This is a genomic window from Bradyrhizobium canariense (assembly GCF_900105125.1).
GTDB lineage: Bacteria > Pseudomonadota > Alphaproteobacteria > Rhizobiales > Xanthobacteraceae > Bradyrhizobium > Bradyrhizobium canariense_A.
In genome coordinates this window covers 2737948-2762973 of sequence record NZ_LT629750.1, presented here as the reverse complement: position 1 = coordinate 2762973, position 25026 = coordinate 2737948, and the positions used below count along the sequence as shown (strand labels likewise).

The window sequence follows — 25026 nt, the reverse complement described above, 5'->3', positions numbered from 1 at the left end:
TCTGAGCCTGGAGCGCATCGCGATGGTATGGACCGACATCTTCATCAAGCGGCCCGTGTTATCAGTGGTCGTAAGCCTGCTGATCCTCCTGATCGGATTCAAGGCCGCGACCAGCCTGCCGATCCGGCAATATCCGAAACTGTCGAACACGGTCGTCAATGTCACCACGGTTTATCCCGGTGCGTCGGCCGACCTGATCCAGGGCTTCATCACGACCCCGATCGAACAGGCCGTCGCATCGGCCGAAGGCGTCGACTATATGACGTCGTCTTCGGTGCTCGGAACCAGCACCATCCAGGTCTACATCAAGCTGAATTTTGATCCGAACCAGGCGCTGACTGAGGTCCTCGCCAAGGTGAACTCGGTCAAATATCTGATTCCGAAGGAATCGAACGATCCGATCGTGACCAAGACCACCGGCCAGACCACGGCCGTGATGTATCTCGGCTTCTCCAGCGAGGTGCTGTCGGGTTCGGCGATATCGGATTATCTGACGCGCGTCGTTCAGCCGGTGCTGTCGACGGTCGACGGCGTCGCTTCCGCCGATATTCTGGGCGGCCAGACGTTCGCGATGCGTTTATGGCTCGATCCGGTTCGCATGGCGGGTCGCGGCGTTTCCGCCGGCGACGTTGCCGCGGCGATTGCGGCCAATAATTTCCAGGCCGCCGCCGGTCAATCCAAGGGTTATTTCATCGTCTCGAACGTGTCGACCAATACCGACCTGCAGAATCTCGATCAATTCAAGCGCATGATCATCAAGTCCAAGGACGGCGGCTTTGTACGGGTGGAGGACGTCGCCACCGTCGAACTTGCGGCGCAAAGCAGCGACGCCAGCGTCGCCTTCAATGGCGAGCATGCGATCTTTATCGGCGTTCAGGCGACGCCGCAGGGCAATCCCTTGACGCTGGTCAAAGGCGTTCGCGCGTTGTTCCCGGAGTTGGAGCGCAACCTGCCGCCGTCAATGAAAATGAAGGTGGCCTACGATTCCACCAAATTCATTCAGTCTTCGATCGACGAGGTCGAGAAAACGCTGGGCGAAGCGATCATCATCGTCGTCGTCGTCATCTTCCTGTTCCTGGCCTCGTTCCGCTCGGTGATCATCCCGGTGGTGACCATTCCGTTGTCGCTGGTTGGCGTGTGCACCCTGATGCTGATCATGGGATTCAGTATCAACCTTTTGACGCTGCTGGCGATGGTGCTGGCGATCGGACTGGTGGTCGACGACGCCATCGTGGTGGTGGAGAATATTCACCGGCATCTCGAGGAGGGCAAACCCCCGGTGCAGGCCGCCATGCAGGGCGCCCGCGAGATCGTCGGTCCCGTCATATCCATGACGATCACGCTGGCCGCGGTGTATGCGCCGATCGGCTTCCTCGGTGGCCTGACCGGCGCGCTGTTCCGGGAGTTTGCGTTCACGCTGGCCGGCTCGGTGATCGTATCCGGCGTCATCGCGTTGACGCTATCGCCGATGATGTGTTCGGTCTTCCTGAAGAACGCCGAGGAAGGCCGATTTGCGAAGATCGTCAACAAGGTCTTTGGCGCGGTGACGCGCTGGTATGGCCGGCAGCTCGACCGTTCGCTCGATTATCGTCCGATCACCGCAATGTTCGCGCTGACCATCCTCGGGCTGGTCGGCTTCCTCTACATGCATACGTCGAAGGAGCTGGCGCCTGAAGAGGATCAGGGCATCGTGTTCGCGGTGACCAAGGCGCCGAAATACGCCAACATCGACTATGCGGATTTTTACGGCGAGAAGCTCGACAAGGAATTCGCCAAATTCCCGGAGACCGATCTGCGCTTTGTTTTGAACGGCATCAACGGTCCGCAAGGCGGCATCGCCGGCATGCTGCTCAAACCGTGGGATGAGCGAAAGCGCTCGGCGATCGCGCTCAAGCCGCTGGTTCAGGCCGAACTCAGCAAGATCGAAGGCGTCAGTGCATTCGCCTTCAACCTGCCGCCGCTGCCGGGCGGCCCCGGCGGCTTGCCGGTGCAGATGGTGATCAGCTCGACCGCCGGATTCCAGGCGGTTTACGAGCAAATGGTCAAGCTCAAGGACGCCGCGCGCAAGAGCGGATTGTTCATCGTCAGCGACAGCGATCTCGACTTCAATCAGCCGGTGGTTCGGATCAAGATCGACCGGACCAAGGCCAGCGATCTCGGCATCACCATGCAGAGCATTGGCAATACGCTCGCGACCTTGCTTGGCGGAAATTACGTCAACCGGTTCAACCTCGAGGGACGATCGTACCAGGTCATCCCGCAGGTGCCGCGCGACAAGCGGTTGTCGCCGGAATCGCTGGGCGAATATTACATCTCGACGGCGACAGGTCAGCAGGTGCCGCTGTCGACGCTGGTATCGATCGATACCGGGACCGATCCCAACGCGCTGACGCATTACAACCAGTTGAACTCCGCCACCTTCCAGGCCGTGCCGATGCCCGGTGTGACCGTCGGGCAGGCGGTCGATTTCCTCGAGGGTGAGGCCAAGAAGCTGCCGGCCGGCTTCAGCCACGACTATCTGGCGGATTCCCGGCAATATGTGCAGGAAGGCAACCAGCTCGCGGTGACCTTCGGCTTTGCGCTGATCATCATCTTCCTGGTGCTGGCGGCGCAATTCGAGAGCCTGCGCGATCCTCTGGTCATCATGATCAGCGTTCCCATGGCGATCGTCGGTGCGATGCTGCCGTTGTTCTTTGGCGTCGCCACGATGAACATCTATACCCAGGTCGGCCTGCTCACGCTGGTTGGACTGATCAGCAAGCACGGCATCCTGATGGTCGAATTCGCCAACGAGTTGCAGCTCAATGAGGGGCTCGACCGGCGTTCGGCGATCGAGATGGCGGCGCGGGTCCGGCTTCGTCCGATCCTGATGACGACCGCCGCGATGGTCACCGGCTTGATTCCGCTGCTGACGGCGAGCGGGGCGGGTGCGGCGAGCCGGTTCTCGATCGGGCTTGTCGTCGTCGCCGGCATGTCGATCGGCACGCTGTTCACGCTGTTCGTGCTGCCCGCGGTCTATGTGGCGATCGCCACCGATCACAGGGCGGGCGCCGAATCCAAGCGGGCCAAGGAAATCGCTGACTTCGATCTCGGCCCGAAAGTGCTCAAGGCGAGCTAACGCATTCCGGACCGTAGTTTGCAGGACGGCGGCCTTTGGGCCGCCGTTCGCATTTCAAGGTTGCCGTGATCTGCTGTCCTGACAGGCGCCCCTGCGTTGCGTCCAATGGCGCCCGGCGTTTCCCCGTGCAATTGTAACGGGGCAATTAGGGGATACCAGACATGACGACGCAGGACTTTTCGGCCGGAAATTATCGTTTCATCCCGGCCGTGTTTCAATATTCCAGCGGTGCGGCGGCCAATGCAGGCTTTGAGATCGAGCGCGTGCGTTTCGACCGGCTGCTTCCGTTAGCCGAGGGTTTCGCGCAAGTCGCGAAGTACATTCAGTCCGCCCGGCGGCCGCTGACGTCGTTTTGTGCCTGTGAATTGCGCTCGCCGGCGGTGTTTACCGAGGACGGGTTTCGGAAATTCAACGAGCACTACGTCAAGACGCTTGCGGAATGGGGGCTGTTCGACGGCACCACCAATCCGGTGGCGCGGAGCAATGTCTGCCTCGAGATCGATCCGCCGGCCGAGCCGTCATTCTATGCGTTTTCCTTCACCCGGCCGAGCGGCCATGCGACGCCGTCGTTCGTGATTGCCGGGGGCGCCGAAACACGAGGTGGAAGTGGAAGCTACCCCGAGCGCATCGTGCGCTATCGCGAGACCAGCGTGGAAGCGCTGAAGGAGAAAGTCCAGTGCACGGTCGGACAGATGGAGGATCGGCTTCGAACCTTTGGATTTAGCTGGAAGGACACCACGGCGGCGCAAGCCTATTCCGTGCGTGATTTCCACCCGGTCATGGTCGATGAACTGGTTCGCCGCGGCGCCATGCGTTCGGGCCTGACCTGGCATTTTGCCCGGCCTCCGGTGGTCGATCTGGAATTCGAGATGGATTGCCGTCGTGTGACGCGGGAAGTGTTGATCTGAAGGAGATTACTCGGCGTGCGGATCAAGCGCGTCGCGCAATCCGTCACCGACCAGGTTGAACGATAGCACCACGAGAAAGATCGCCAGCCCCGGCCACAGCGCCATCCATGGCGCGTTGCTCAGGAAGCGTTGCGCGGCATTCAGCATGCTGCCCCAGGATGGCCCGGGCGGCTGCTGTCCCAGGCCCAGGAACGACAGTGCGGCTTCGGCGATAATGGCCGCAGCAATGGAAAGCGTGGCCTGCACCAACAGCGCCGGCATGATGTTGGGCAGAATGTGAACCACAGCGATCCGCCAGGGCGGATTGCCGACAGCGCGCGCGGCCTCGACGTAGTCCTCGACCTTGACATTCATGGTCTGGCCGCGGGTCAACCTCACGAAGATCGGGGTTGCCGAAATGCCGATGGCGATCATGGCGTTGCCGAGGCTCGGACCCAGGAACGCGGCGAGCGCGATCGCAAGGATCAGGAACGGGCAGGCCAGCATGGCGTCGGTGATGCGGCTGATCAAGGCATCGATGAAACCGCCCCGGTAGCCGGACAGCAGCCCCAGCGGCACGCCGACGCTGAACGCGATACCGACCGAGATGGCGCCTGCCGTCAGCGAGGCGCGTGTTCCGTAGATCACGCGGCTGAGGACATCGCGGCCAAGATCGTCGGTGCCGAACCAGTGCAGCATCGAAGGCGGTTTGCGCACCATGGTCCAACTGGTGGCGATCGGATCGTAGGGCGCAATCAAGGGCGCAAAGAGCGCGAGCACAACAAACGTCGCGATCACGACCAGCCCCACGACCGCGCCCTTGCGCCGCAGCAGCCGGCGCAACGCGCGCCGGGCCGGGCTTTCCCATTCGCCGATCGCGGTAGCCGGCCTGGCGCCAAGCACTGCCTCGGTCATGTGCTATCCCTCAGTCGGGGATTGGCCAGGATGTAGGCGAGATCGGCGATCAGGTTCAGCGTGATATAGGTCGTGGCGGTGACCAGCACGACGCCTTGCACGACGGCATAATCGCGGTTGAATACCGCATCCACGATCAGCTTGCCGAAGCCGGGAATAGAGAAAATCTGCTCGGTCAGCACCGCGCCGGACAGCAACGTGCCGAGTTCGAGCGCGCCCAGCGTGATGACGGGCGTGAGCGCGTTGCGCAAGGCGTGTTTCAGGATCACGGCGCTTTCGGAAATGCCCTTGGCGCGCGCGGTGCGAATGTAATCGCTGTCGAGCACCTGCAACATGGCGGCACGGGTGTGCCGCATCAGGATAGCGGCGATGGCGTTTCCGAGCACAAAGGCCGGCATGATCGTTGAGGCAATACTGGCGCGCCAGTTTTCGGCAAGCGACACATAGCCCGATGCCGGCAGCCAGCCCAATTTGATCGAGAACAGGAAGATCAGCATGATCCCGAGCCAGAAATTGGGTGTCGAGATGCCCCACAGCGAAAACAGGTTTGCGGCGTAGTCCCAGGCCGTACCTTTCTTGACCGCCGAGACGATGCCTGCGGGAATGCCGATCAGGAGAGCGATCACGATCGCCATTGACGCCAATTGCAACGTGACGGGCAGTTTCTCCGCGATCAGGCTGCGCACCGGCTCCTTGTTGCGAAGCGACTCGCCGAAGTCGCCGGACAACACGCCTTTCACCCAATAGAGATACTGGACCGGGATCGGCCGATCGAGCCGGTATTGCTGGCGGATCTGCGCAATGACCGCGGGATCGCGCTCCTCGCCGGCCATGACAAGCGCGGGATCGCCGGGCAGCAATTGCTGCAGCGAAAAAATCATCACCGACACGAAGAACAGTGTCGGTATCAGCTGGGCCAGGCGCTTGGCGAGGAAATTCAGCATGGATTAACCTCGCGCAGCCGTTTTCATTTCAGCTTCAATCCCACCACGCGTATCAACCCATCCGGCATCTGCTTGTATCCTTCGAGCCTGGTGGTGTGCGCGATCAGGAGCGTGCGGTGATAGAGATAAATGATCGGCTCGTCGTTGAGCACGATCTTGGTCAGCTTCTCGTAAATCGGTTTGCGCTGTGCCGGGTCACTGACGAGGCGGGCATCTTCCATCAGTTTATCGGCTTCGGGATTGGAGTAGCCGCCGTCGTTCTGTGGCGCCTTGCTGTGCAAAAAGACGTAAGAATTCCCGTCGGGATCGATCCGGCCGCTCCAGTTGATCTGGAAGACCTGGAATTCACCGGCCTGGGCTTGCTTGAACGAGGTCGCAAATTCGATCACACGGATTTTGAGATCGAAACCTGCTTCGGCTGCCATCGATTGAACGACCTGCGCGACGGCTTCGTTCTCGGCGCCTTTGGTGACCATGTAGTCGACGCTGACGGGCAGGGCGACGCCGGCCTCTTTCAACAGCGCCTTTGCCTTTTCAACGTTCCGGGCCTGAATCGGAAACGACTTTTGATAATAGGGATGGACGGGACTGACCCACTGATTGCCGGGTGTGAATTCGCCATTGAATACGACCTGGTTGAGTGCTTCACGGTCGATCGACAGATCAAGGGCCTGCCGTACTTTCTGGGACTGGCTGAGCGCGCCTTTGCTTTTATCGTTGGCGATATTGATGGTGAGACCGAGATAGCCGAGCTCAGGCGCGGTCGACAGCACGAGACGCGGATCGGCGCGGACGTCCTTGATGTCGGTGGCCAGCACGCGCTCGATCAGGTCCAGTCCGCCGGATTTCAGATTGGCAAGCCGCACCGTTGCATCGACGATCGGGAGAAACACCACGCGGTCGATGAAGACGTTATCCTTGTTCCAGTAATCCGCGAATTTCTCGAACACGATGCGGTCCTGCGGCACGCGCTCGACGAATTTGTAGGGGCCGGCGCAAACCGGGTGCAGCCCGAACTTGTCGCCTTCCTCCTTGGCCGCCTTGGGGGAGACCATCATGCCGGCGCGATCGGTGAGCTGGGCGATCAGCGGCGCAAACGGGGTCTTGAGCACGAGTTTAATGGTCAGGGGATCGACGATTTCGACATGATCCACGCTCGCCAGTTCCGATTTGCGGAACGACGTCGGCAGCGTCATGTGACGCTCGATGGAGAATTTCGCGGCTTCCGCGTCCAACGGTTCGCCGTCGTGAAATTTGACGCCGGGCCGCAGCTTGATCGTCATCGCTTTGCCGTCGGCGGACGTTTCATAGGACAGCGCGAGCTGCGGCACGATGTTGAGTTTTTCGTCGATGTCGAACAGCTTGTCGCAGAAGGCGGAGAACACGATGCGGCCGACATAGGTGCGCGCGATCGATGGGTCGAGGATATCGGGGTCTTCGGCAAGTCCGATGCGTAACGTGGTCTGGGCTTGAGCACCCGCTCCGAGCGACAGCAACAGGGCAGCCGCAGCTATTGCCCAACGGTAAGCCTTCATTGTCTCGGTCCCCATTCACTGCAGCGCCGCTGTTGGCGCTATCCGACTATATCAACCCCGCAACAGCCGGCTACTTCCGCCTGCTTGTCCGGCCGGTCATCCGTTTCACCAATTATATTATCGAGCGTCATCCTGGTTTGTCCGCCATCGCCGCTTCGATGCTGATGTCGATGGTGTCGCGATCGGTAATGCCGGCCGGGTTTTTGCGCGTGGGCAGGAACTGCCGGAAATGCACCCAGCGTTCGCGGCTGACTTGTTCAAGCCGGTCGAGTTCACCCAACGGATCGAGATGGTCGTCGACACGCAGGTCAAGCGCCGACCATTCGTCATCGCCGTAAATCAGCAGCGCCGCCGATTGCTTGCCGCGTTTATCGCCGCCGGCACGTTCGCCGGCCTGCAGCGCCGCGATCAGGCGCTGTGCAAAAGGCATATTCTGGTTCGCCGTGTATGCCCTTGCGGTTTCGTCGAGCACGCCGGCGCCTGTCAGCATATTGCCGGCAATCGAGAAGCCATTGCCCTCGATATGTCCGCACCAGTCGACGCATTCCCGGCCCGTGTGGGACGCGATGCGGCCATTGGCGTCGATGACGTGGACCTGCCGGCTCTCGCGACCGCTATCGGCTGCGATCAGGGTTTCGATGATGTCACGCGGACTGCAGCCGTCGCGCAGCAGCTTCACGCCGTCGATGCCGTAATAGGGATTGACCAATGCCTGCGTCGCGATCGCACCGAGGCCTGGGGCGACGAAGGGAACGCGCGCGCCCGCGGCAAAGAACCGTGTCGCGACGGCGATGCCGAATTGGCCGGTCAATCCGTCGCGGGCGATGATTGACCAGGTCATCTCGGCCTTTACCTTCCGGCCGCGTAGCCCTGCATGCCGCGCGGGTTCGCGGCGGCCCGCCGGCGTTTGCCGATTTTCGAGGCCGCGGTGAGGCGGCCCTCCGACCAGCTCGGGCCGGTCTCGACGATATGGCCGCGGTCTTTCAGCGTATCGACGGTGGCCTTCGGCACCCGATCTTCCACCACCAGCACGCCGGGTCGTGCGGTGCGTGGCCAGAACGAGATCGGGAAATGCTCCGAATGCCAGGCGGGTGCGTCGATCGCTTCCTGCAGGTTCATTTTGGTGTGGACATGCCGCAGGAAGAATTGCGTGATCCATTGATCCTGCTGATCGCCGCCGGGCGAACCCCACGCCAGATACGGCTCGCCGTCGCGCAGCGCCATGGTCGGGCTGAGCGTGGTGCGCGGCCGCTTGCCCGGCGCCAGCGCGGCAGGATGATTTTCCTCGAGCCAGAACATCTGCGCGCGGCTGCCGAGGCAGAAGCCGAGTTCGGGAATGACCGGCGATGATTGCAGCCAGCCGCCGGAGGGCGTTGCCGAGATCATGTTGCCGGCCTGATCGATAATGTCGAAATGCACAGTGTCGCCGCGCACCTCGCCGAAGCGGCCGACGGTGGGCTCGCCTGCGCCCATGGCGCCGACGGCTTCCCGGTGACCTTCCTGACGGCGCAATTTCACCACCGCACCGAACCCCTCGACCGAGCCGGGGATGAAATCGAGCGAGGCCTGATCCGAGATCAACTTGCGTCGCTCGTCATTATAGGCATCGGACAGCAGCGTCGCGATCGGGATTTCGCTGAACTTCGGATCGCCATAAAACTTCTCGCGATCGGCGTAGGCAAGCTTGGCGCATTCGATTTGCAGATGAATAAACTCGGGGCCAGCAGGGTCGAGGCCATCAAGCGTAAATCCCTTGAGCAGCGCGAGCTGCTGCAGCATCACCGGGCCCTGGCTCCAGACGCCGGGCTTGCAGACGGTATAGCGGCCATAGTCGTAGGTCAGCGGCGCCTCGATGGTCGGCTGCCAGCGCGCCATGTCGTCGGCAGTGAGCACGCCGCGATGCGGCGCGCCGCTGACATCCATGACCTCCTGTGTCCGGCAGAATTGCCCGATGGCTTCTGCGACGAAGCCGTGCGACCAGGCTTTTCGTGCCCGTTCGATCTGCGCGACACGGTCGGCGCCCGCGCTTTCGGCTTCCTTTAGAATGCGGGCATAAGTCTCGGAAAGCCTTGGGTTGGTGAAGAGGGTGCCGGGCTTCGGCACTTCATTGTTCGGCAAATAGACCGCCGCCGACGTGGTCCAATGTTTCCTGAACAGTTGCTCGACGGTCTGGATCGTCGCCGCGGCGCGCTCCACCAGCGGATAGCCGTCACGGGCATAGGCGATGGCCGGTTCCAGCACATCGCGCAGCCGCAGCGTGCCGTAATCGCGCAGCAGCAGCATCCAGGATTCGAACGTGCCGGGGACGCAGGCGGCCAACAGCCCCGTGCCGGGCACCATGTCGAGGCCTTCGCCGCGGTAGTGCGCGATGGTTGCGCCTGCGGGGGCCGGGCCCTGGCCGCAGATCACCTCGGTACGGGCGCGTTTGACATCGTGCACGATGATCGGCACGTCGCCGCCCGGGCCGTTCAAATGCGGTTCCACCACCTGCAGCGTAAACGCAGTGGCGACACCGGCGTCGAAGGCGTTGCCGCCTCTCTCCAGAATGCCCATTCCAACCGCGGTAGCGATCCAGTGGGTCGAGGTGACGACCCCGAACGTGCCTTCGATCTCCGGCCTGGTGGTGAACGGATCGGGGTTAATATTGCTCATTGGAATCCATCATTTCGCTGGCGTCGTGGTGCGGGCGCACTTGACCACAGGGCGGGCGTGCTGCCAACCGCTCCGAAACAACGCTTTGCTCGCATCCCCGTGATCATGCGGGCGCAGCCACAGGTACTGGATTGTTAACGGCGTGGCAGGCAACGCCGTCGATCAGCGCCGGGACCTCTTTGCGGCAGCGGTCGAACACCAGCGGGCAGCGCGGATTGAATGCGCAGCCGGCAGGCGGATCGATCGGATTGGGAATTTCGCCCTTGACCGGAATCCGCTGGCGGCCCGACATCGCCAGATCCGGCACTGCACCGAGCAGCATTTTGGTGTAGGGCATTCGCGGGCGGCTGAACAATTCGCGGCCCTCCGCGATCTCGACGATACGGCCGAGATACATCACGCCGATGCGGCTCGCCATGTGCCTGACCACGGCGAGGTTGTGACTGATGAAGAGGTAGGTGAGACCGAATTTGTCCTGCAGGTCGCGCATCAGGTTCAGGATCTGCGCCTGCACCGACACGTCGAGCGCCGAGGTCGGCTCGTCGCAGACGATGAACTCGGCCTCGGATGCCAGTGCACGGGCGATCGCGATCCGCTGCCGTTGACCGCCGGAAAATTCGTGCGGATATTTCCAGCCATCGTCGGCATGCAGGCCGACCAGATTCAGCAACTCACCGACGCGCGCCTGAATGTTGCGCTCGCCCTGGATCAGATCGAATGCCCGTATCGGTTCGGCAACAATGGCATCGACCCGGAAGCGGGGGTTGAGGCTCGCATAGGGATCCTGGAAGATCATCTGGATCCGGCGGCGCAGCAGCCGGCGCGCTTGCGCTTGGCGGGGGTCGCTCATCGAGACACCGTCGATGACCACTTCGCCTGACGTCGGCGGCAATAACCCGACGACCATTCGGGCAACGGTGGTTTTTCCCGAGCCGGATTCGCCGACCAGCGCGAACGTCTCCCCCCGCTTGATGTCGAAGGTCACGCCGTCGACCGCCTTGAGAAATTCCAGATGGCCACCCTCGAGCACTCGGTTCAGCCACGGCTTCGAGACGTCGAACACGCGACGCAGATTTTTGACGTCGATGAAGGGCGCCGATGTCATGCTGCGGTTTCCTTCGCGGCAGCGTCGTAGAGATGGCAGGCGACGGATTGCGCGCCATGCCTGATCGGCTCCGGCCGTTCGACCCGGCAGCGATCGAACGCAAACGCGCAGCGCGGATTGAACGAGCAGCCGGGCGGGATTGCGGAAAGCCGTGGCATCGAGCCCGGGATCTGGACCAGGCGGGCGGCGTCGCCCGCAAGCGTCGGGATCGCGCCCATCAGGCCCTTGGCGTAGGGGTGCAGCGGATTCTGCACGACATCCTGCACCGGACCGATCTCGGCGATGCGGCCGGAATACATCACGGCGACGCGATCCGAGGTCTCGGCGATCACGCCCATGTCGTGAGTCACCAGCATCACGGCGGTGCCGTGGTCGCGTCCGAGACGCTTGATCAGCGCGATGATCTGCGCCTGCACCGAGACATCGAGCGCCGTGGTCGGCTCGTCCGCAATGATCAATTCCGGCTCGGCGCAAATCGCAAGCGCGATGACGACGCGCTGGCGCATCCCGCCGGAGAATTCATGCGGATAGGCATCGATGCGCTTGTCGGGCGCGGGAATGCCGACTTCGGCGAGCAGGTCGATGGCGCGTTTGCGCGCGGCGGTTTCTGTAAGACTGAGATGGGTCCTGATGGTCTCGACCAGTTGATCGCCGACGCGATACAGCGGATTGAGGCTGGTCAGCGGATCCTGAAAGATCATCCCGATCCGTTTGCCGCGGATTTTGCGGATTTCCTCAGGCCGCAGATTGTCGATCCGCAGACCGGACAGACGGATCTCGCCGCCGGCAATGCGGCCGGGCGGATCGATCAGGCCGATGACCGCAAGCCCCGTGACGGATTTTCCGGCGCCGGATTCGCCGACCACGCCCAGCACTTCGCCCTTGGCGATATCGAAGGAGATGCCGTCGATCGCGCGCAGCACGCTGCGGCGGGTGACGAATTCCACCTCGAGGTTACGCACGGAAAGAACGGGTTCGGTCATGCGGTCAGACCGTCGGAAGTTGCAGCACTTCTCATCGGAGTTTCGGATTGAGCGCGTCGCGCAGCCAGTCGCCGAGCAGATTGATGGAGAGGATCAGCGCCGCAAGCGCAAAGCCGGGGAAGGCGACAATCCACCATTCACCCGAGAACAGATAATTGTTGCCGATCCGGATCAAGGTGCCAAGCGATGGCATGGTATCGGGCATGCCGGCGCCCAGAAACGACAATGTCGCCTCCGTGATGATCGCGAGCGCCAGATTGATAGTGGCGATCACCAGGATCGGTCCCATCGTGTTCGGCAGGATGTGCCGCAGCATGATCACAGGCGCGGGAAGGCCGATCAATTGCGCCGCCGCGACGTAATCCCGGTTCTTCTCCACCATGACCGAGCCACGCACGGTGCGGGCATATTGCACCCAGAAACTCAACCCGATCGCAAACACCAGAACCGCGAGCGTACTCATCGCGTCGAGCCGATTGCCGAATACCGATTTGACGACGCCGTTGATGAGCAGCGCGATCAGAATGGCAGGGAAGGTCAACTGCACATCGGCGATCCGCATGATCAGGCTGTCGATAGGGCCGCCGAGATAACCGGCAATGAGTCCCAGCAAGATGCCCAGCGTTCCCGCGAACAGCACGCCGAGAACACCGACGGTCAGCGAAATGCGCAAGCCGTAAAGGATGGCGGAGAGGACATCGCGGCCCTGCTCATCGGTGCCGAGCAGGAACGGGCTTTGACCATCAGCGGTCCATAACGGCGCGATCCGCGAATTCATCAGTTGGAGCTGCGCCGGATCGAACGGATTTTGCACGGCAAGAACGGGAGCCAGGATCGCAACCAGAAAAAAAAGCACGGTCACGGCGGCCGCGACCATGGTGAGGCGGGAGCGACGGAACGAATAGAATACGTCGCTGTCGAGCGCGCGCCTGAACCAGCCACCAGCGGACAACCGCGCGCGGGACGCGCTCGGTTCGGCCTGGTGCGGAACGACGCTTTCGGACATGGGATATCTCGCCTTTACGCCGGACGGCCGATGGTCGAGCGCAGGCGCGGATCGACCACCGTGTAGAGGATATCGACCACGAGATTGATGGTGACGAAGATCAGGGACACCATCAGCAGGTACGCGGCCATGATCGGAATATCGACATTCTGCACCGCCTGCAGGAACAACAGTCCCATGCCCGGCCACTGGAATACGGTTTCAGTGATGATCGCAAATGCAATAACCGAGCCAAACTGCAGGCCGGCAACGGTAATGACGGGAACCAGGGTGTTCTTCAGCGCGTGACCGAAATGGATCGCCCGCGTCGTCAATCCGCGCGCCCGCGCAAAGCGAATGTAATCGGTACGCAGCACCTCGAGCATCTCGGCCCGTACCAGCCGCATGATCAGCGTCATCTGGAACAGGCCGAGCGTAATCGACGGCATGATCAGGGCCTTGAGTCCCGAGACCGTGAGCAGCCCGGTGGTCCACCAGCCGATCCGCACGACGTCGCCGCGTCCGAATGAGGGCAGCCAGCCCAATGTCACGGCAAACAGGTAGATCAAGAGGATGCCGATCAGGAAGGTCGGTAACGAGATTCCGATCAGCGATATCGCCTGGAACAGTTTTGCAAGAACGCTGTCGCGCCGAAGCGCCGAATAGACGCCCATCAGGATGCCGAACACCATCGCGAACACCGTGGCGCAGGCCGCGAGTTCCAGCGTTGCGGGCGCGCGCTCCATCAGGAGGTTGGCGACCGGCTGGCGGAACTGGTAGGACACGCCGAACTTGAACTGCATCGCGTTGCCGAAGTAGCGCGCGAACTGCACCAGCACGGGATCGTCCAGACCGAGCGACTTGCGGACCGCGGCGCGCTCGGCCGGCGGCGTGTCGAGCGAGACGATCTGATTGACCGGATCGCCGGCGAAGCGGAACATCGAAAACGATATGATCCCGACCGCGATCATGACGCCGATGGCCTGGATCGCCCGGCGGAGAGTGAAAGCGAGCATAGGTTCCTTTCACTTCTTTTTTGACGGGGCGCGCCTCATCGCGAACCCCAAATGAAAAATCCCGGAAGCGCTGAGCTCCGGGACCTTCTGCGGCAACTGTCCTATTCCTGTTTGGTCATCCAGTAGGGCAGCACCTGATTGTCGGCGCGCTGCACTACTTTCAGTTTTTTCGACACGCCCCAGGCCAGAGCCTGCTGATGCAGGGGAATATAGGCGTAGTCCTTGTTGGCGATTTCGAAAGCCTGCTTGATCAGTTGATTGCGCTTGTCGGTGTCGGTCTCCTGCAACACCTTGTCTGTGAGGGCATCGAAATCCTTGTTGCAGTAACCGCCGAGGTTGGTTTCGCCGCGCGGGGATTTGGGGTCGTCGCGGCAGCCCATGATGTCGTACATCACGTTGTGCGAGTCGAGCGTGCCGGGCGTCCAGCCCAGCATGTAGAAGGAGGTCTGATAGCCACCGGGCTTGAGGATCTTGGCGAAGTACTGCGCCTTGGGCTGCGCCAGCAGGTCGATCTTGACGCCGATGCGGGCCAGCATGCCGACCACAGCCTGGCAGATCGCGGCATCATTGACGTAGCGGTCATTCGGGCAGTCCATGGTGACTTCGAAACCGTCAGGATATCCCGCCTCGGTCAGGAGCTTCTTGGCTTCGACGGGATCGAATTTCGGCCGCGTGAAATCCTTGGAAAGTGCGAATAGCTGCGGTGCGATCATCAGCGCCGACGGGGTCGAGAGCCCGCGCATCACGCGGTTCTTGATCAGGTCGATGTCGATCGCCTTGTAGAAGGCTTCGCGGACGCGGACGTCCTTGAAAGGATTTTTCCCCTTGACGTTCGAATACAAAAGTTCGTCGCGGGTCTGGTCAAAGCCGAGAAAGATGGTTCGCAGTTCCGGCCCTTTCAGCACCTGCGCGTTGGGGCTCGCATCCACGCGCGAAATATCCTGAATCGGAACAGGCTCGATGATATCGACTTCGCCTGACAGCAGTGCTGCGACGCGCGTCGCATCGGAGGCGATCGGCGTGAAGACGATTTCCTTGAGATTGTGTTCGGGCTTTCGCCACCAGTTCGGGTTGGGCTTGAATACAGTTTTCACGCCGGGCTGATGGCTTTCGATCATGAATGGACCGGTGCCGTTGGCATGAAGCGAGGCGTAGCTTGGCGACGTGGCGGAGGCCGGCGTCGGCGCCACCGCGTTGTTCTCCTCGCACCACTTCTTGTCCATGATGTACCAGGTGTCCCATTGCGAATTCAGAATGGGATTTGGCTTGGTCAGGACGAAATCCACCGTGTAGTCGTCGACCTTGACGACCTTCACATCGGCATCGATACGGGTCTGCAGGTTCGAGCCCTTGGCGCGAACGCGGTCGGCCGAGAACACGACGTCGTCGGCGGTGAAGGGATCGCCGTTCTGGAACTTGATATTCTTGCGCAGATGAAATCGCCAGCGCGTCGGCTCCGGCGTTTCCCAGCTTTCCGCCAGCGCGGGGACAATCTTCAGATCCTTATCGCGGGCGACAAGTCCTTCATAGACCTGCCCGAGATGGGCGTGGGTGGTGGTTTCATTGAGCGTATCGGGATCAAGCGACTTGAGATCGCCCTGGTTGGCGTAGCGCAAGGTCTGGGCCGATGCCGGCGTCATCGCAAAAGCCATGATCGACGCGGTGGTCGCCGCAAGCAAGATTTGACGTACCCGCATGTGTCCCCGTTCTCCGTGACCCGCTATTCCCAGCAATATCGAGAGCGATTGCCGATCCATGTTGCCAGAGTTTGGCTGCCACGCAAGCGCGATTCCACGGTCAAAACCGGTTTGCGCGACCATGCCGTCATCACTAGCATGACCATAAGCAACGATACTGAGCGCGTTACATTCAACTTTCGGATTGGCGGATGGCGGAATTAAAGGCGGATGTTGTTGTCCTGGGCGCGGGTATGGTCGGCGTCGGCGCCGCCTTGCATCTGCAGAAGCGGGGGCGGGATGTGATCCTGGTCGACCGGCACGCCCGCGCCGGCGAGGAGACCAGCTTCGGAAATGCCGGGTTGATCGAGTCCGCCTCGGTTTTCCCCTATATGTTTCCCCGGGATTTCGGCCAGATCCTGCAATACGCGATGAATCGCGCGCCGCAGGTTCGCTATCAGCTTTCCGATGTGCCATCCTATCTGCCATGGCTAGTGCGCTACTTCCTGGCATCTTCGCCGGAACGGGCACTGCACAGCGCGATGGCCGAACTGCCCTTGATCCGGCGCAGCCTGATCGAGCATGAGGCGCTCATTGCGGAAGCCGAAGTACCGGAATTGCTGCGGCGGACCGGCTGGATCAAATTATTTCGCACCGACGCAACGCTGGCAAATGCCGTCGGCGATCTCGATCGCGCGAAGCAGTTTGGCGTCGAAGGCGAAGTTCTCGACAGCAAGGCGATCGCGGAGCGGGAGCCGAATCTGACCGGGGATTTCACGGGCGCGGTTTATTTTCCGGCGCCCGGCTTCATTCCCGACCCCGGCGGGTTGGCCAAGGCCTATGCGTCGCTGTTCGAGCGCAAGGGCGGACGCTTTGTCGTGGGCGACGCGCGAACCCTCGAACAATCCGCGCGCGGCTGGCGCGTGAGCGGCGCCAATGGCACGGTGGTCGCGCGTGAAGTGGTCGTGGCGTTGGGGCCCTGGTCGGACCTGGTGTTTCGCCCGCTCGGCTATTCCATCCCGCTTGGCGTCAAGCGCGGTTATCACCTGCATCTGGCGCCAGGCGGCAATGCCGTGCTCAATCATCCGGTTCTCGATTCAGACAATGGTTATCTGCTGGCCCCGATGAATCGCGGCATCCGTCTCACCACGGGCGTGGAGTTTGCTCGCCGCGACGCGCCGCCTTCGCCGATCCAGGTTCAGCAGGCTTTGCCGCGTGCGCGCGCCATGTTTCCGCTGGGCGATGCGATCGATGCCGAGCCATGGAAGGGCGCGCGGCCGTGTTTGCCCGATATGATACCCGTGATCGGCAAGGCGCCCCGCCATCCCGGTCTCTGGTTCGATTTCGGGCACCAGCATCACGGTCTGACCCTTGGCCCGGCAACCGGCCGCCTGCTGGCGGAGATGATGACCGGCGAGACGCCGTTTGCCGATCCCAAGCCCTATGCCGTCGAGCGCTTCGGTTGACCATAGCAGGCGAATGTTGCGGTGCGTCCTGCTTGGTCCTGACAGGCTGCTTGCGTGACCCGGCCTGTCGCGGTGATACTGTTGCAGGCAGGCACATCGCGATCAGGAGCGGACATGAAGGTAAACATCGAGATCGACTGCACGCCGCTCGAAGCCCGGCAGTTTATCGGGCTTCCGGATGTGCAGCCGATGCAAACGGCTGTGATGGACAAGCTACAGCAGCAGCTGATGGCCAACATCGAGAAGATTTCGCCGGAATCACTGATGCAGAGCTGGTTCACTTTTGATCCGAAGATCGCTGAACGATTCCAGGACATGTTCGTGACCATGGCTGGTCTCGGCGGTTCGAGTGTAAAGAAGTAGCCGCGGTTACGGCAGGAGGGCACCGGTGGAAGAACGTCGACTTCGCCCGCCCAGCCCGTTGCTGATGCTGGCCGAGGCGAGAGGCATATTCGAGTTCAACGCCAGCCTGCTGCTTTCGCCGCTCTTGATGCGCGCGCCGAAAGGCGATGGTCACCCTGTTTTGGCATTGCCGGGCTTCCTTGCCAGCGATCTGTCGATGGCGCCGATGCGGAGGTACCTGAGGGACCTCGGATACGACACTTACGCCTGGCGAATGGGTCGTAACGTCGGCGGCGTCTCGCGGATGCGGGCCGCGCTGCGGGATCGGCTCACCGAGATTCACACTGCGACCGGCCGCAAGGTCAGTATTATCGGATGGAGCCTGGGGGGCGTCTATGCCCGCGACCTCGCGCTGCAACTGCCTGACATCGTTCGCTCCGTCATCACGCTCGGGAGCCCTTTTTCAGGCGATGTGAGGGCGACCAACGCCACCCGGCTCTACGAGGCGCTGTCAGGTGAAACCGTCGATGACGCTTCCGAGCTTCGAATGGCGATTGCCGGTGATCTGCCGATGCCCACCACATCGATCTATTCACGCACCGACGGCATCGTGAACTGGCGAACCAGCGTGCTGCGTCCTTCCGATACCGCCGAGAATATCGAGGTCTATCTCGCCAGTCATATCGGGCTCGGCGTGAATGCCGCGGCGCTGTGGGCGATCGCGGATCGTCTGGCCCAGGCGGAAGGCGAGTTCAGTCATTTTGACCGATCCGGGCCGTTTGCCATTGCATATGCGCCTCCGAAAAATGCACAATCGGCCTGAACGCCAGAAGCGCCGTTAAGGCGCCGCGTGATCTTTCCCGGGAGGAGGAAAATATGGGTGACGCCAAAAAGCTGTCCTCATTGGACGCGTCGTTTCTGTACCTAGAGACTCCGGAAATGCCGATGCATGTCGGGAGCATGGCGATCTTCCGGCTGCCCGAGGACTACAGCGGCGACTTCTTCGAGGATTTCAAGGCGATGATCGCCGCGCGGCTGCACATCGCGCCGATCCTGAAAGCGCGACTGGAAAAGACCCCGCTGGACATCGATCATCCGTCCTGGGTCGAGGACGACCAGTTCGATATCGATCGCCATATCTTCCGCGGCAGTCTTCCCGCACCCCATGACCGCGCGACGCTGGAACGCATCGTCGGCTGGATGCATGCCAAGCTTCTCAATCGCGCCCGCCCGCTGTGGGAGTTTTATGTCTTTGAAGGCATGAAGGATCGCGAGATCGGGCTTTATTCCAAGATGCATCACGCCTGCATTGACGGCGGCGCAGGCGCGGCACTGACCAGCATGATTTACGACGTGACGCCGGTTCCAAGGGAAGTCGATCAGCCGACGGCGCAAAAGGTCGGGCAAGAGCCGCGCGATATCGCCGCCAACCTCCTCGATTCCTACCAGCGGCTTTGGCTGCAGTCTTTCGACGCCTCGGCCGCGGCCAAGAGCATCGATCTGCCGCGCACGGGCAAAAGCGATCTTGGCTCGATCCTGTTCGACAATGCGATGTACCAAATCGAGGCCGCGGTTAAGTTCGCCGGCAGCGTTCCCACCATGCTCAAAAGCGTGTCGGAGGTGGTCGGCAAGATCTCCGATCCGAAATCGCGCGACAGCATCGCCAGCATGATGTCGCCGCCGACCATCCTGAACAAATCGATTTCGTCAGAGCGCAGTTTTTCCGGCGTATCGATCTCGCTGTCGCAGGCAAAGGCGCTGGCGAAACAGGCCGGCGGCAAGCTCAACGACGTGGTGCTGGCGATTTCGAGCGGCGTGGTCAGGCGATATTTGGTGGAGCGCGGCGCGCTCCCGGCGAAGTCGATGACCGCCGCGGTGCCGATCTCGTTGCGTGAGGAGGGCAACACCGACGCCAACAATCAGGTGTTCGGCATGATCTGCTCGATCGCCACCAACATCGAAGACCCCAAGGCGCGCCTGGAAGCCATCATTGCGCAATCCACCAAATCGAAGGAAATGTCGCATCCGCTGCGGGCGCTGATGCCGCAGGTGTCCAATATCTCGATGCTGGGCTCGCCGATCCTGGTCCAGATCCTGGCGCTGCTGTACAGCCGCTCCAGCCTCTCAGACGTGTTGCCGCCGGCGGCGAACATCACCGTTTCCAATGTGCCGGGGCCGCGTCAGACGCTCTATGCCGCCGGTGCGGAGCTACTGAACATCTTTCCGGTGTCGATCTCGACCCATGGCCTGGCGCTGAACATCACCGTGCAGAGCTATCGCGACCAGCTTGATTTTGGCTTCATCGCTGGCGCCAACATCATTCCCCACGTGCAGGTCCTGTGCGACATGCTGCCGGGAGAATTCGCGGCGCTGCAAGCCGCCTTTGCGCCGCCAGCCGATCTCAAGAGCGCAAGCTGAGTGGGGGTTGAACCATGATCGAGATGCCGCCGCTACAGTTCGCCCAGACCAACGGGATTCGCATGGGCTATTACGAGGCCGGTCCGAAAACCGATATGCCGCCGGTCGTGCTCTGCCATGGCTGGCCGGAGATCGCGTTTTCGTGGCGTCACCAGCTCAAGGCGCTGAGCGCGGCGGGCATTCGCGTGATCGCGCCGGATCAACGCGGCTATGGCGCGACCGACCGGCCTGAGCCCGTGGAGGCTTATGACATCGAGCATCTGACGGGCGATCTCGTCGGCCTGCTCGATCACCTCAAGATCGACAAGGCTATCTTCGTCGGCCACGACTGGGGTGGTTTTATCGTCTGGCAAATGCCGCTGCGGCATATCGATCGTGTCGCCGGCGTGGTCGGGGTCAACACACCGCACACCAATCGGCCGTGGGCCGATCCGATCGAATTGCTGCGCGCCCGCTTTGGCGAGCACATGTACATCGTGCAGTTTCAGGACCCCGCACGTGGCGCCGACAAGATCTTCAACAGCCGGGTCGAGCAGACCTTTGATGCCTTCATGCGCAAGCCAGTGCCGCGCAGCGAAAGTGCGCCGCCGGAACTGCCGGTCGCTGGCGTCGGCGCGTCACCGAGACTCAATCTGGCGTTTCCACAAATGATTGCCGGTTACGACGCCAAACACGATCCGCGGACACCGATCCTGTCGCCGGAAGAGAAGAAGGTGTTTGTCGACACTTTCACCAAAACCGGTTTCACCGGCGGCATCAACTGGTACCGCAACATGTCCCGCAACTGGCAGCGTTCGGCTGACATCGACCAGACCGTGCGCGTGCCGTCGCTGATGATCATGGCCGAGAACGATCAGGTGCTACCGCCATCCTCGACCGATGGCATGGAAAAACTGATTCCCGACCTCGAGAAGTATCTCGTCCGCGGCAGCGGCCATTGGACGCAGCAGGAAAAGCCGGAAGAGGTCAGCGCCAAGCTGATCGAATGGCGTAGAAGGCGGTTCGTTTGAGCTGACTTGCAGGACCGTCATTGCGGGCGGAGCGAATCCAGACACCGTCATTCCGGGATGGTCCGAAGGACCAGACCCGGAATCTCGAGATTCCGGGTTCGATGCTTCGCATCGCCCCGGAATGACGGTACGAGACGCTTCGATCGCAATGACGGGTCGAGGTTGAGATCAGGCAGGAGACACTTACGTAATGGCGTCGACCAACAGATTGAGCCCGATCCCGCATCCGCCGACCAAGCCGGTGGTCGGCAACATGCTGTCGCTGGACTCCACCGCGCCGGTACAGAACCTGGCCCGGCTGGCGAGGGAATTGGGTCCGATCTTCTGGCTCGACATGATGGGCGCGCCAATCGTCATCGTCTCCGGCCACGACCTCGTGGAAGAGCTCAGCGACGAGAAGCGCTTCGACAAGGCGGTGCGCGGACCGCTGCGCCGCGTGCGCGCGGTCGGCGGCGACGGGTTGTTCACCGCCGATACCTCGGAGCCGAACTGGAGCAAGGCGCATAACATCCTGCTGCAGCCGTTCGGCAATCGCGCGATGCAGTCTTACCACCCGAGCATGGTCGACATTGCCGAGCAGCTCGTCAAGAAGTGGGAACGGCTGAACGCCGACGACGAAATCGATGTCGTGCATGACATGACCGCATTGACGCTCGATACCATCGGGCTGTGCGGCTTCGACTATCGTTTCAATTCGTTTTACCGGCGCGACTACCATCCCTTTGTCGCCTCGCTGGTGCGTTCGCTCGAGACCATCATGATGATCCGCGGCCTGCCGCTGGAAAATCTGTGGATGCAGAAGCGCCGGCGCGATCTCGCCGCCGATGTCGCCTTCATGAACAAGATGGTCGACGAGATCATCGCCGAGCGGCGCAGAAGCACCGACATCGCCGAGGGCAAGAAGGACATGCTCGGCGCCATGATGACCGGCGTCGACCGCGCCACCGGCGAACAGCTCGACGACGTCAACATCCGTTACCAGATCAACACATTCCTGATTGCCGGACACGAAACCACCAGCGGCCTGTTGTCATGCACGCTGTATGCGCTGTTGAAACATCCCGAGGTTCTCAGGAAGGCCTATGAGGAGGTTGACCGGGTGCTTGGGCCCGACGTCAACGTCAGGCCGACCTACCAGCAGGTTACGCAACTCACCTACATCACGCAGATCCTGAAAGAGGCACTGCGGTTATGGCCGCCGGCACCCGCCTATGGCATCTCGCCGCTCAAGGATGAGACCATCGGCGGCAAGTACAGGCTGAAGAAGAACACGTTCATCACCGTGCTGGTGCTGGCGCTGCATCGCGATCCGAGCGTGTGGGGGCCGAACCCCGATGCGTTCGATCCGGAAAATTTCAGCCGCGAGACCGAGGCCGCGCGCCCCGTCAATGCCTGGAAACCGTTTGGCAATGGCCAGCGCGCCTGCATCGGCCGCGGCTTTGCGATGCACGAAGCCGCGCTTGCGATCGGCATGATCCTGCAGCGTTTCAAGCTTATCGATGTCAACCGCTACCAGATGGTGCTGAAGGAAACGCTGACGATCAAGCCGGACGGCTTCAAGATCAAGGTGCGTCCGCGTACCGACCGGGACGGCGGTACTTATGGCGGCGCCCCCTCCGGGGCGGCGGTTGCCAGTGCGCCGACGGCGCCGCGCGCGCGAACGCGTCCGGGGCACAATACGCCGTTACTGGTGCTCTACGGATCGAACCTTGGCACCGCGGAAGAACTCGCTACCCGCGTCGCCGATCTCGCCGAGGTCAACGGCTTCGCCACCAAGCTCGCACCGCTCGATGATTTCGTCGGCAAATTGCCGGGGCAGGGCGGCGTCCTGATTTTCTGCGCGTCCTATAATGGCGCGCCGCCTGACAACGCCACGCAGTTCATCAAATGGCTTGGCAGCGACCTGCCGAAAGGCGATTTTGCCAAGGTGCGCTATGCCGTGTTCGGCTGTGGCAACAGCGACTGGGCCGCGACCTACCAGTCGGTGCCGCGTTTCATCGACGAGCAACTCGCAGCGCATGGCGCTCGCAGCGTCTATACGCGAGGCGAGGGCGATGCGCGCAGCGATCTCGATGGCCAGTTCGAGAGCTGGTTTGCAGCCGCGGCTCCGGCCGCAACGAAGGAGTTCGGGCTTGATTCGAATTTCAGCCGCAGCGCCGATGACGAGCCGCTCTACACGGTCGAGCCGGTAGCGCCATCGGCGGTCAATACCATCGTCACCCAGGGCGGCATCTCGCCGATGAAGGTGCTGGCCAATGCGGAGTTACAAAACAAGGCCGGGGTTAATGCTTCCGATCGCTCGACCCGGCATATCGAGGTACAGCTGCCGCCAGGAACCACCTATCGCGTCGGCGATCACCTCAGCGTCGTGCCGCGCAACGATCCGGTGCTGGTCGATTCCATCGCGCGCCGCTTCGGCTTTTTACCAGCTGACCAGATCCGGTTGCAGGTCGCCGAAGGCCGCCGCGCGCAATTGCCGGTCGGTGATGCCGTCTCCGTCGGGCGGCTGTTGACCGAATTTGTCGAGCTGCAGCAGGTCGCCACCCGCAAGCAGATCCAGATCATGTCGGAACATACGCGCTGTCCGATGACCAAACCAAAACTGCTTGCTTTTGTCGGTGACGACGCGGCTTCGACCGAACGCTACCGCGCAGAAATTCTCGGCAAACGCAAATCGGTGTTCGATCTCCTGGAGGAACACCCCGCCTGCGAGTTGCCGTTCCATGCCTTTCTCGAAATGCTGTCGCTGCTGGCGCCACGTTATTACTCGATCTCGTCGTCGCCGGCTGGTGAGCCCGCGCGTTGCAGCATTACCAGCGCGGTGGTCGTAGCCCCCGCGAGCTCAGGACGCGGCATCTACAAAGGCGTCTGTTCGAACTATCTCGCCGGTCGCCGCACCGGCGACACCATCCACGCCACGGTGCGTGAAACCAAGGCTGGCTTCCGGTTGCCGGATGATCCGTCAGCTCCGATCATCATGATCGGCCCCGGAACGGGTCTGGCGCCGTTCCGCGGTTTCCTGCAGGAGCGGTCGGCGCTGAAGGCCACGGGCGCAGCGCTCGGCCCCGCCATGTTGTTCTTCGGCTGCCGCCATCCCGACCAGGATTATCTCTACGAGGACGAGCTAAAGGCGTTCGCCGCCGAAGGGATTACTGATCTGCGTGTCGCATTCTCGCGTGGGGACGGACCGAAGACCTATGTGCAGCATCTGGTCGCGGCCGAGAAGGATCGGGTCTGGGCCCTGATCGAGCAGGGCGCGATCATTTACGTCTGCGGTGACGGCGGCAAAATGGAGCCGGACGTCAAGGCCGCGCTTGTGGCGATCTATCGCGAACGCTCCGGCGCCGACGCGGACACAGCGCAGCGCTGGATCGACGATCTCGGCGCCAAAAATCGTTACGTGCTCGACGTCTGGGCGGGCGGGTAAGATTTTTTCGGTCGTCCCGGCGTGCGCCGGGACGACGAGAGATTTTTGGCCTGTGCCACGCGAGCTCGCGTTACCGCGGCGGTAACCGTTCGAAGGTCGGCAATCCCTCCGGTATTTGATGGAAGGGCTGCTTGTCGACGGTATAGATCGCGATCTGCGCGGCGCCAAAAACCGTGGGATCGTCCAGCGTGCCGACTTTCAGGACCACGGCGGGCAGGCCCGGCCGTCGTGTCACGATATGCGTACCGCAGTCGGCGCAGAACTCCCGGGTGACCGCGCCCTCGAGATCGTTGCGCATGAATTTCTTGGGTGTTCCCTTGGTATAACTGAAGCCATCAGGCGGCATCAGGACGAACAAGTTCGGCGCACCGCCGCTGATATATTGGCATTCGCGGCAGTGGCACTGCGCCTTCAGCATCGGCTCGCCTTCGGACTTGTAACGCAGCTCACCGCAATAGCATCCGCCTTCCAGTTTCATGCTGCTCTCCCTGTGTTGTCGTCCCGCTCTATTTTTGACGCTTAAACTGCGTTTTGGCGGCCTCCGAAC

At 61.8% G+C, this 25026-nt stretch carries 19 protein-coding genes; 8 read left to right on the top strand and 11 right to left on the bottom strand.

The window, feature by feature from the left end; genetic code table 11:
* The first annotated feature begins 22 nt into the window (after nt 1-22).
* Together BLV09_RS13170 and cnbZ are read left to right on the top strand one after the other, a co-directional pair.
* Nucleotides 23-3118 carry a MexW/MexI family multidrug efflux RND transporter permease subunit gene (locus BLV09_RS13170; protein WP_146687617.1) on the top strand — a complete coding sequence of 1032 codons (3096 nt, stop codon included), beginning with the start codon at nt 23-25 and terminating at the stop codon, nt 3116-3118.
* Between the two features lie 161 nt (nt 3119-3279).
* Entirely contained in the window at nt 3280-4026 is a 747-nt protein-coding gene (gene cnbZ, locus BLV09_RS13165) for a 2-amino-5-chloromuconate deaminase CnbZ (protein ID WP_146687616.1), read from the top strand.
* Nucleotides 4027-4032: 6 nt separating this feature from the next.
* Here the strand turns inward: cnbZ and BLV09_RS13160 are convergent, their stop codons facing one another.
* The 10 genes from BLV09_RS13160 to BLV09_RS13115 form a co-directional block, all read right to left on the bottom strand.
* A complete protein-coding gene (locus BLV09_RS13160; protein ID WP_146687615.1) occupies nt 4033-4920 on the bottom strand; it encodes an ABC transporter permease in 888 nt (295 codons plus the stop codon).
* Nucleotides 4917-5864 carry an ABC transporter permease gene (locus BLV09_RS13155; protein ID WP_146687614.1) on the bottom strand — a complete coding sequence of 316 codons (948 nt, stop codon included), beginning with the start codon at nt 5862-5864 and terminating at the stop codon, nt 4917-4919. The genes BLV09_RS13160 and BLV09_RS13155 overlap by 4 nt, the downstream gene beginning before the upstream one ends.
* 23 nt (nt 5865-5887) lie before the next feature.
* A complete protein-coding gene (locus BLV09_RS13150; RefSeq protein WP_146687613.1) occupies nt 5888-7399 on the bottom strand; it encodes an ABC transporter substrate-binding protein in 1512 nt (503 codons plus the stop codon).
* 127 nt (nt 7400-7526) lie between these two features.
* On the bottom strand, nt 7527-8240 hold the full coding sequence (locus BLV09_RS13145; protein ID WP_146687612.1) for a DUF1028 domain-containing protein: 714 nt from the start codon (nt 8238-8240) through the stop codon (nt 7527-7529).
* Between the two features lie 8 nt (nt 8241-8248).
* On the bottom strand, nt 8249-10051 hold the full coding sequence (locus tag BLV09_RS13140) for a gamma-glutamyltransferase family protein (RefSeq protein ID WP_146687611.1): 1803 nt from the start codon (nt 10049-10051) through the stop codon (nt 8249-8251).
* A 103-nt stretch (nt 10052-10154) separates the two neighbouring features.
* A complete protein-coding gene (locus BLV09_RS13135; protein WP_146687610.1) occupies nt 10155-11156 on the bottom strand; it encodes an ABC transporter ATP-binding protein in 1002 nt (333 codons plus the stop codon).
* Entirely contained in the window at nt 11153-12139 is a 987-nt protein-coding gene (locus tag BLV09_RS13130) for an ABC transporter ATP-binding protein (RefSeq protein WP_146687609.1), read from the bottom strand. Before BLV09_RS13130 ends, BLV09_RS13135 begins: the two co-directional genes overlap by 4 nt.
* Nucleotides 12140-12170: 31 nt before the next feature.
* Nucleotides 12171-13145, bottom strand: coding sequence for an ABC transporter permease (locus tag BLV09_RS13125; protein ID WP_146687608.1), 975 nt, complete (start codon nt 13143-13145; stop codon nt 12171-12173).
* A gap of 14 nt (nt 13146-13159) precedes the next feature.
* Nucleotides 13160-14140, bottom strand: a complete 981-nt coding sequence (locus BLV09_RS13120; protein ID WP_100380652.1) for an ABC transporter permease — start codon at nt 14138-14140, stop codon at nt 13160-13162.
* Nucleotides 14141-14241: 101 nt separating this feature from the next.
* Nucleotides 14242-15837 carry an ABC transporter substrate-binding protein gene (locus tag BLV09_RS13115; RefSeq protein WP_146687607.1) on the bottom strand — a complete coding sequence of 532 codons (1596 nt, stop codon included), beginning with the start codon at nt 15835-15837 and terminating at the stop codon, nt 14242-14244.
* Between the two features lie 191 nt (nt 15838-16028).
* Here BLV09_RS13115 and BLV09_RS13110 point away from each other — a divergent pair, with 191 nt between their 5' ends.
* The 6 genes from BLV09_RS13110 to BLV09_RS13085 all read left to right on the top strand — a co-directional run bounded on the left by BLV09_RS13110 (nt 16029) and on the right by BLV09_RS13085 (nt 24479).
* The gene (locus BLV09_RS13110) at nt 16029-17282 is read left to right on the top strand and encodes an NAD(P)/FAD-dependent oxidoreductase (RefSeq protein ID WP_146687606.1); all 1254 of its coding nucleotides are present in this window, start codon (nt 16029-16031) and stop codon (nt 17280-17282) included.
* 114 nt (nt 17283-17396) lie between these two features.
* Nucleotides 17397-17645, top strand: a complete 249-nt coding sequence (locus BLV09_RS13105; RefSeq protein ID WP_100380655.1) for a DUF6489 family protein — start codon at nt 17397-17399, stop codon at nt 17643-17645.
* 64 nt (nt 17646-17709) lie between these two features.
* On the top strand, nt 17710-18447 hold the full coding sequence (locus BLV09_RS13100) for a lipase family alpha/beta hydrolase (protein ID WP_244549162.1): 738 nt from the start codon (nt 17710-17712) through the stop codon (nt 18445-18447).
* 53 nt (nt 18448-18500) lie between these two features.
* The gene (locus BLV09_RS13095; RefSeq protein ID WP_146687604.1) at nt 18501-20042 is read left to right on the top strand and encodes a WS/DGAT/MGAT family O-acyltransferase; all 1542 of its coding nucleotides are present in this window, start codon (nt 18501-18503) and stop codon (nt 20040-20042) included.
* A 14-nt stretch (nt 20043-20056) separates the two neighbouring features.
* A complete protein-coding gene (locus BLV09_RS13090) occupies nt 20057-21052 on the top strand; it encodes an alpha/beta fold hydrolase (RefSeq protein ID WP_146687603.1) in 996 nt (331 codons plus the stop codon).
* Nucleotides 21053-21242: 190 nt separating this feature from the next.
* Entirely contained in the window at nt 21243-24479 is a 3237-nt protein-coding gene (locus tag BLV09_RS13085; protein ID WP_146687602.1) for a bifunctional cytochrome P450/NADPH--P450 reductase, read from the top strand.
* A gap of 70 nt (nt 24480-24549) precedes the next feature.
* On the opposite strand, the gene BLV09_RS13080 is transcribed toward BLV09_RS13085, so the two are convergent.
* Nucleotides 24550-24957, bottom strand: a complete 408-nt coding sequence (locus tag BLV09_RS13080) for a GFA family protein (protein ID WP_146687601.1) — start codon at nt 24955-24957, stop codon at nt 24550-24552.
* Nucleotides 24958-25026 lie beyond the last annotated feature (69 nt).

Bases quoted from the DNA above. Each gene is read 5' to 3' on its own strand.
- BLV09_RS13150 (WP_146687613.1), bottom strand. From the start codon at position 7,399: ATGAAGGCTTACCGTTGGGCAATAGCTGCGGCTGCCCTGTTGCTGTCG.
- BLV09_RS13080 (WP_146687601.1), bottom strand. From the start codon at position 24,957: ATGAAACTGGAAGGCGGATGCTATTGCGGTGAGCTGCGTTACAAGTCC.
- BLV09_RS13155 (WP_146687614.1), bottom strand. From the start codon at position 5,864: ATGCTGAATTTCCTCGCCAAGCGCCTGGCCCAGCTGATACCGACACTG.
- cnbZ (WP_146687616.1), top strand. From the start codon at position 3,280: ATGACGACGCAGGACTTTTCGGCCGGAAATTATCGTTTCATCCCGGCC.
- BLV09_RS13095 (WP_146687604.1), top strand. From the start codon at position 18,501: ATGGGTGACGCCAAAAAGCTGTCCTCATTGGACGCGTCGTTTCTGTAC.
- BLV09_RS13145 (WP_146687612.1), bottom strand. From the start codon at position 8,240: ATGACCTGGTCAATCATCGCCCGCGACGGATTGACCGGCCAATTCGGC.
- BLV09_RS13160 (WP_146687615.1), bottom strand. From the start codon at position 4,920: ATGACCGAGGCAGTGCTTGGCGCCAGGCCGGCTACCGCGATCGGCGAA.
- BLV09_RS13090 (WP_146687603.1), top strand. From the start codon at position 20,057: ATGATCGAGATGCCGCCGCTACAGTTCGCCCAGACCAACGGGATTCGC.
- BLV09_RS13115 (WP_146687607.1), bottom strand. From the start codon at position 15,837: ATGCGGGTACGTCAAATCTTGCTTGCGGCGACCACCGCGTCGATCATG.
- BLV09_RS13125 (WP_146687608.1), bottom strand. From the start codon at position 13,145: ATGTCCGAAAGCGTCGTTCCGCACCAGGCCGAACCGAGCGCGTCCCGC.
- BLV09_RS13100 (WP_244549162.1), top strand. From the start codon at position 17,710: ATGCTGGCCGAGGCGAGAGGCATATTCGAGTTCAACGCCAGCCTGCTG.
- BLV09_RS13120 (WP_100380652.1), bottom strand. From the start codon at position 14,140: ATGCTCGCTTTCACTCTCCGCCGGGCGATCCAGGCCATCGGCGTCATG.
- BLV09_RS13110 (WP_146687606.1), top strand. From the start codon at position 16,029: ATGGCGGAATTAAAGGCGGATGTTGTTGTCCTGGGCGCGGGTATGGTC.
- BLV09_RS13130 (WP_146687609.1), bottom strand. From the start codon at position 12,139: ATGACCGAACCCGTTCTTTCCGTGCGTAACCTCGAGGTGGAATTCGTC.
- BLV09_RS13140 (WP_146687611.1), bottom strand. From the start codon at position 10,051: ATGAGCAATATTAACCCCGATCCGTTCACCACCAGGCCGGAGATCGAA.
- BLV09_RS13135 (WP_146687610.1), bottom strand. From the start codon at position 11,156: ATGACATCGGCGCCCTTCATCGACGTCAAAAATCTGCGTCGCGTGTTC.
- BLV09_RS13085 (WP_146687602.1), top strand. From the start codon at position 21,243: ATGGCGTCGACCAACAGATTGAGCCCGATCCCGCATCCGCCGACCAAG.
- BLV09_RS13170 (WP_146687617.1), top strand. From the start codon at position 23: ATGGTATGGACCGACATCTTCATCAAGCGGCCCGTGTTATCAGTGGTC.
- BLV09_RS13105 (WP_100380655.1), top strand. From the start codon at position 17,397: ATGAAGGTAAACATCGAGATCGACTGCACGCCGCTCGAAGCCCGGCAG.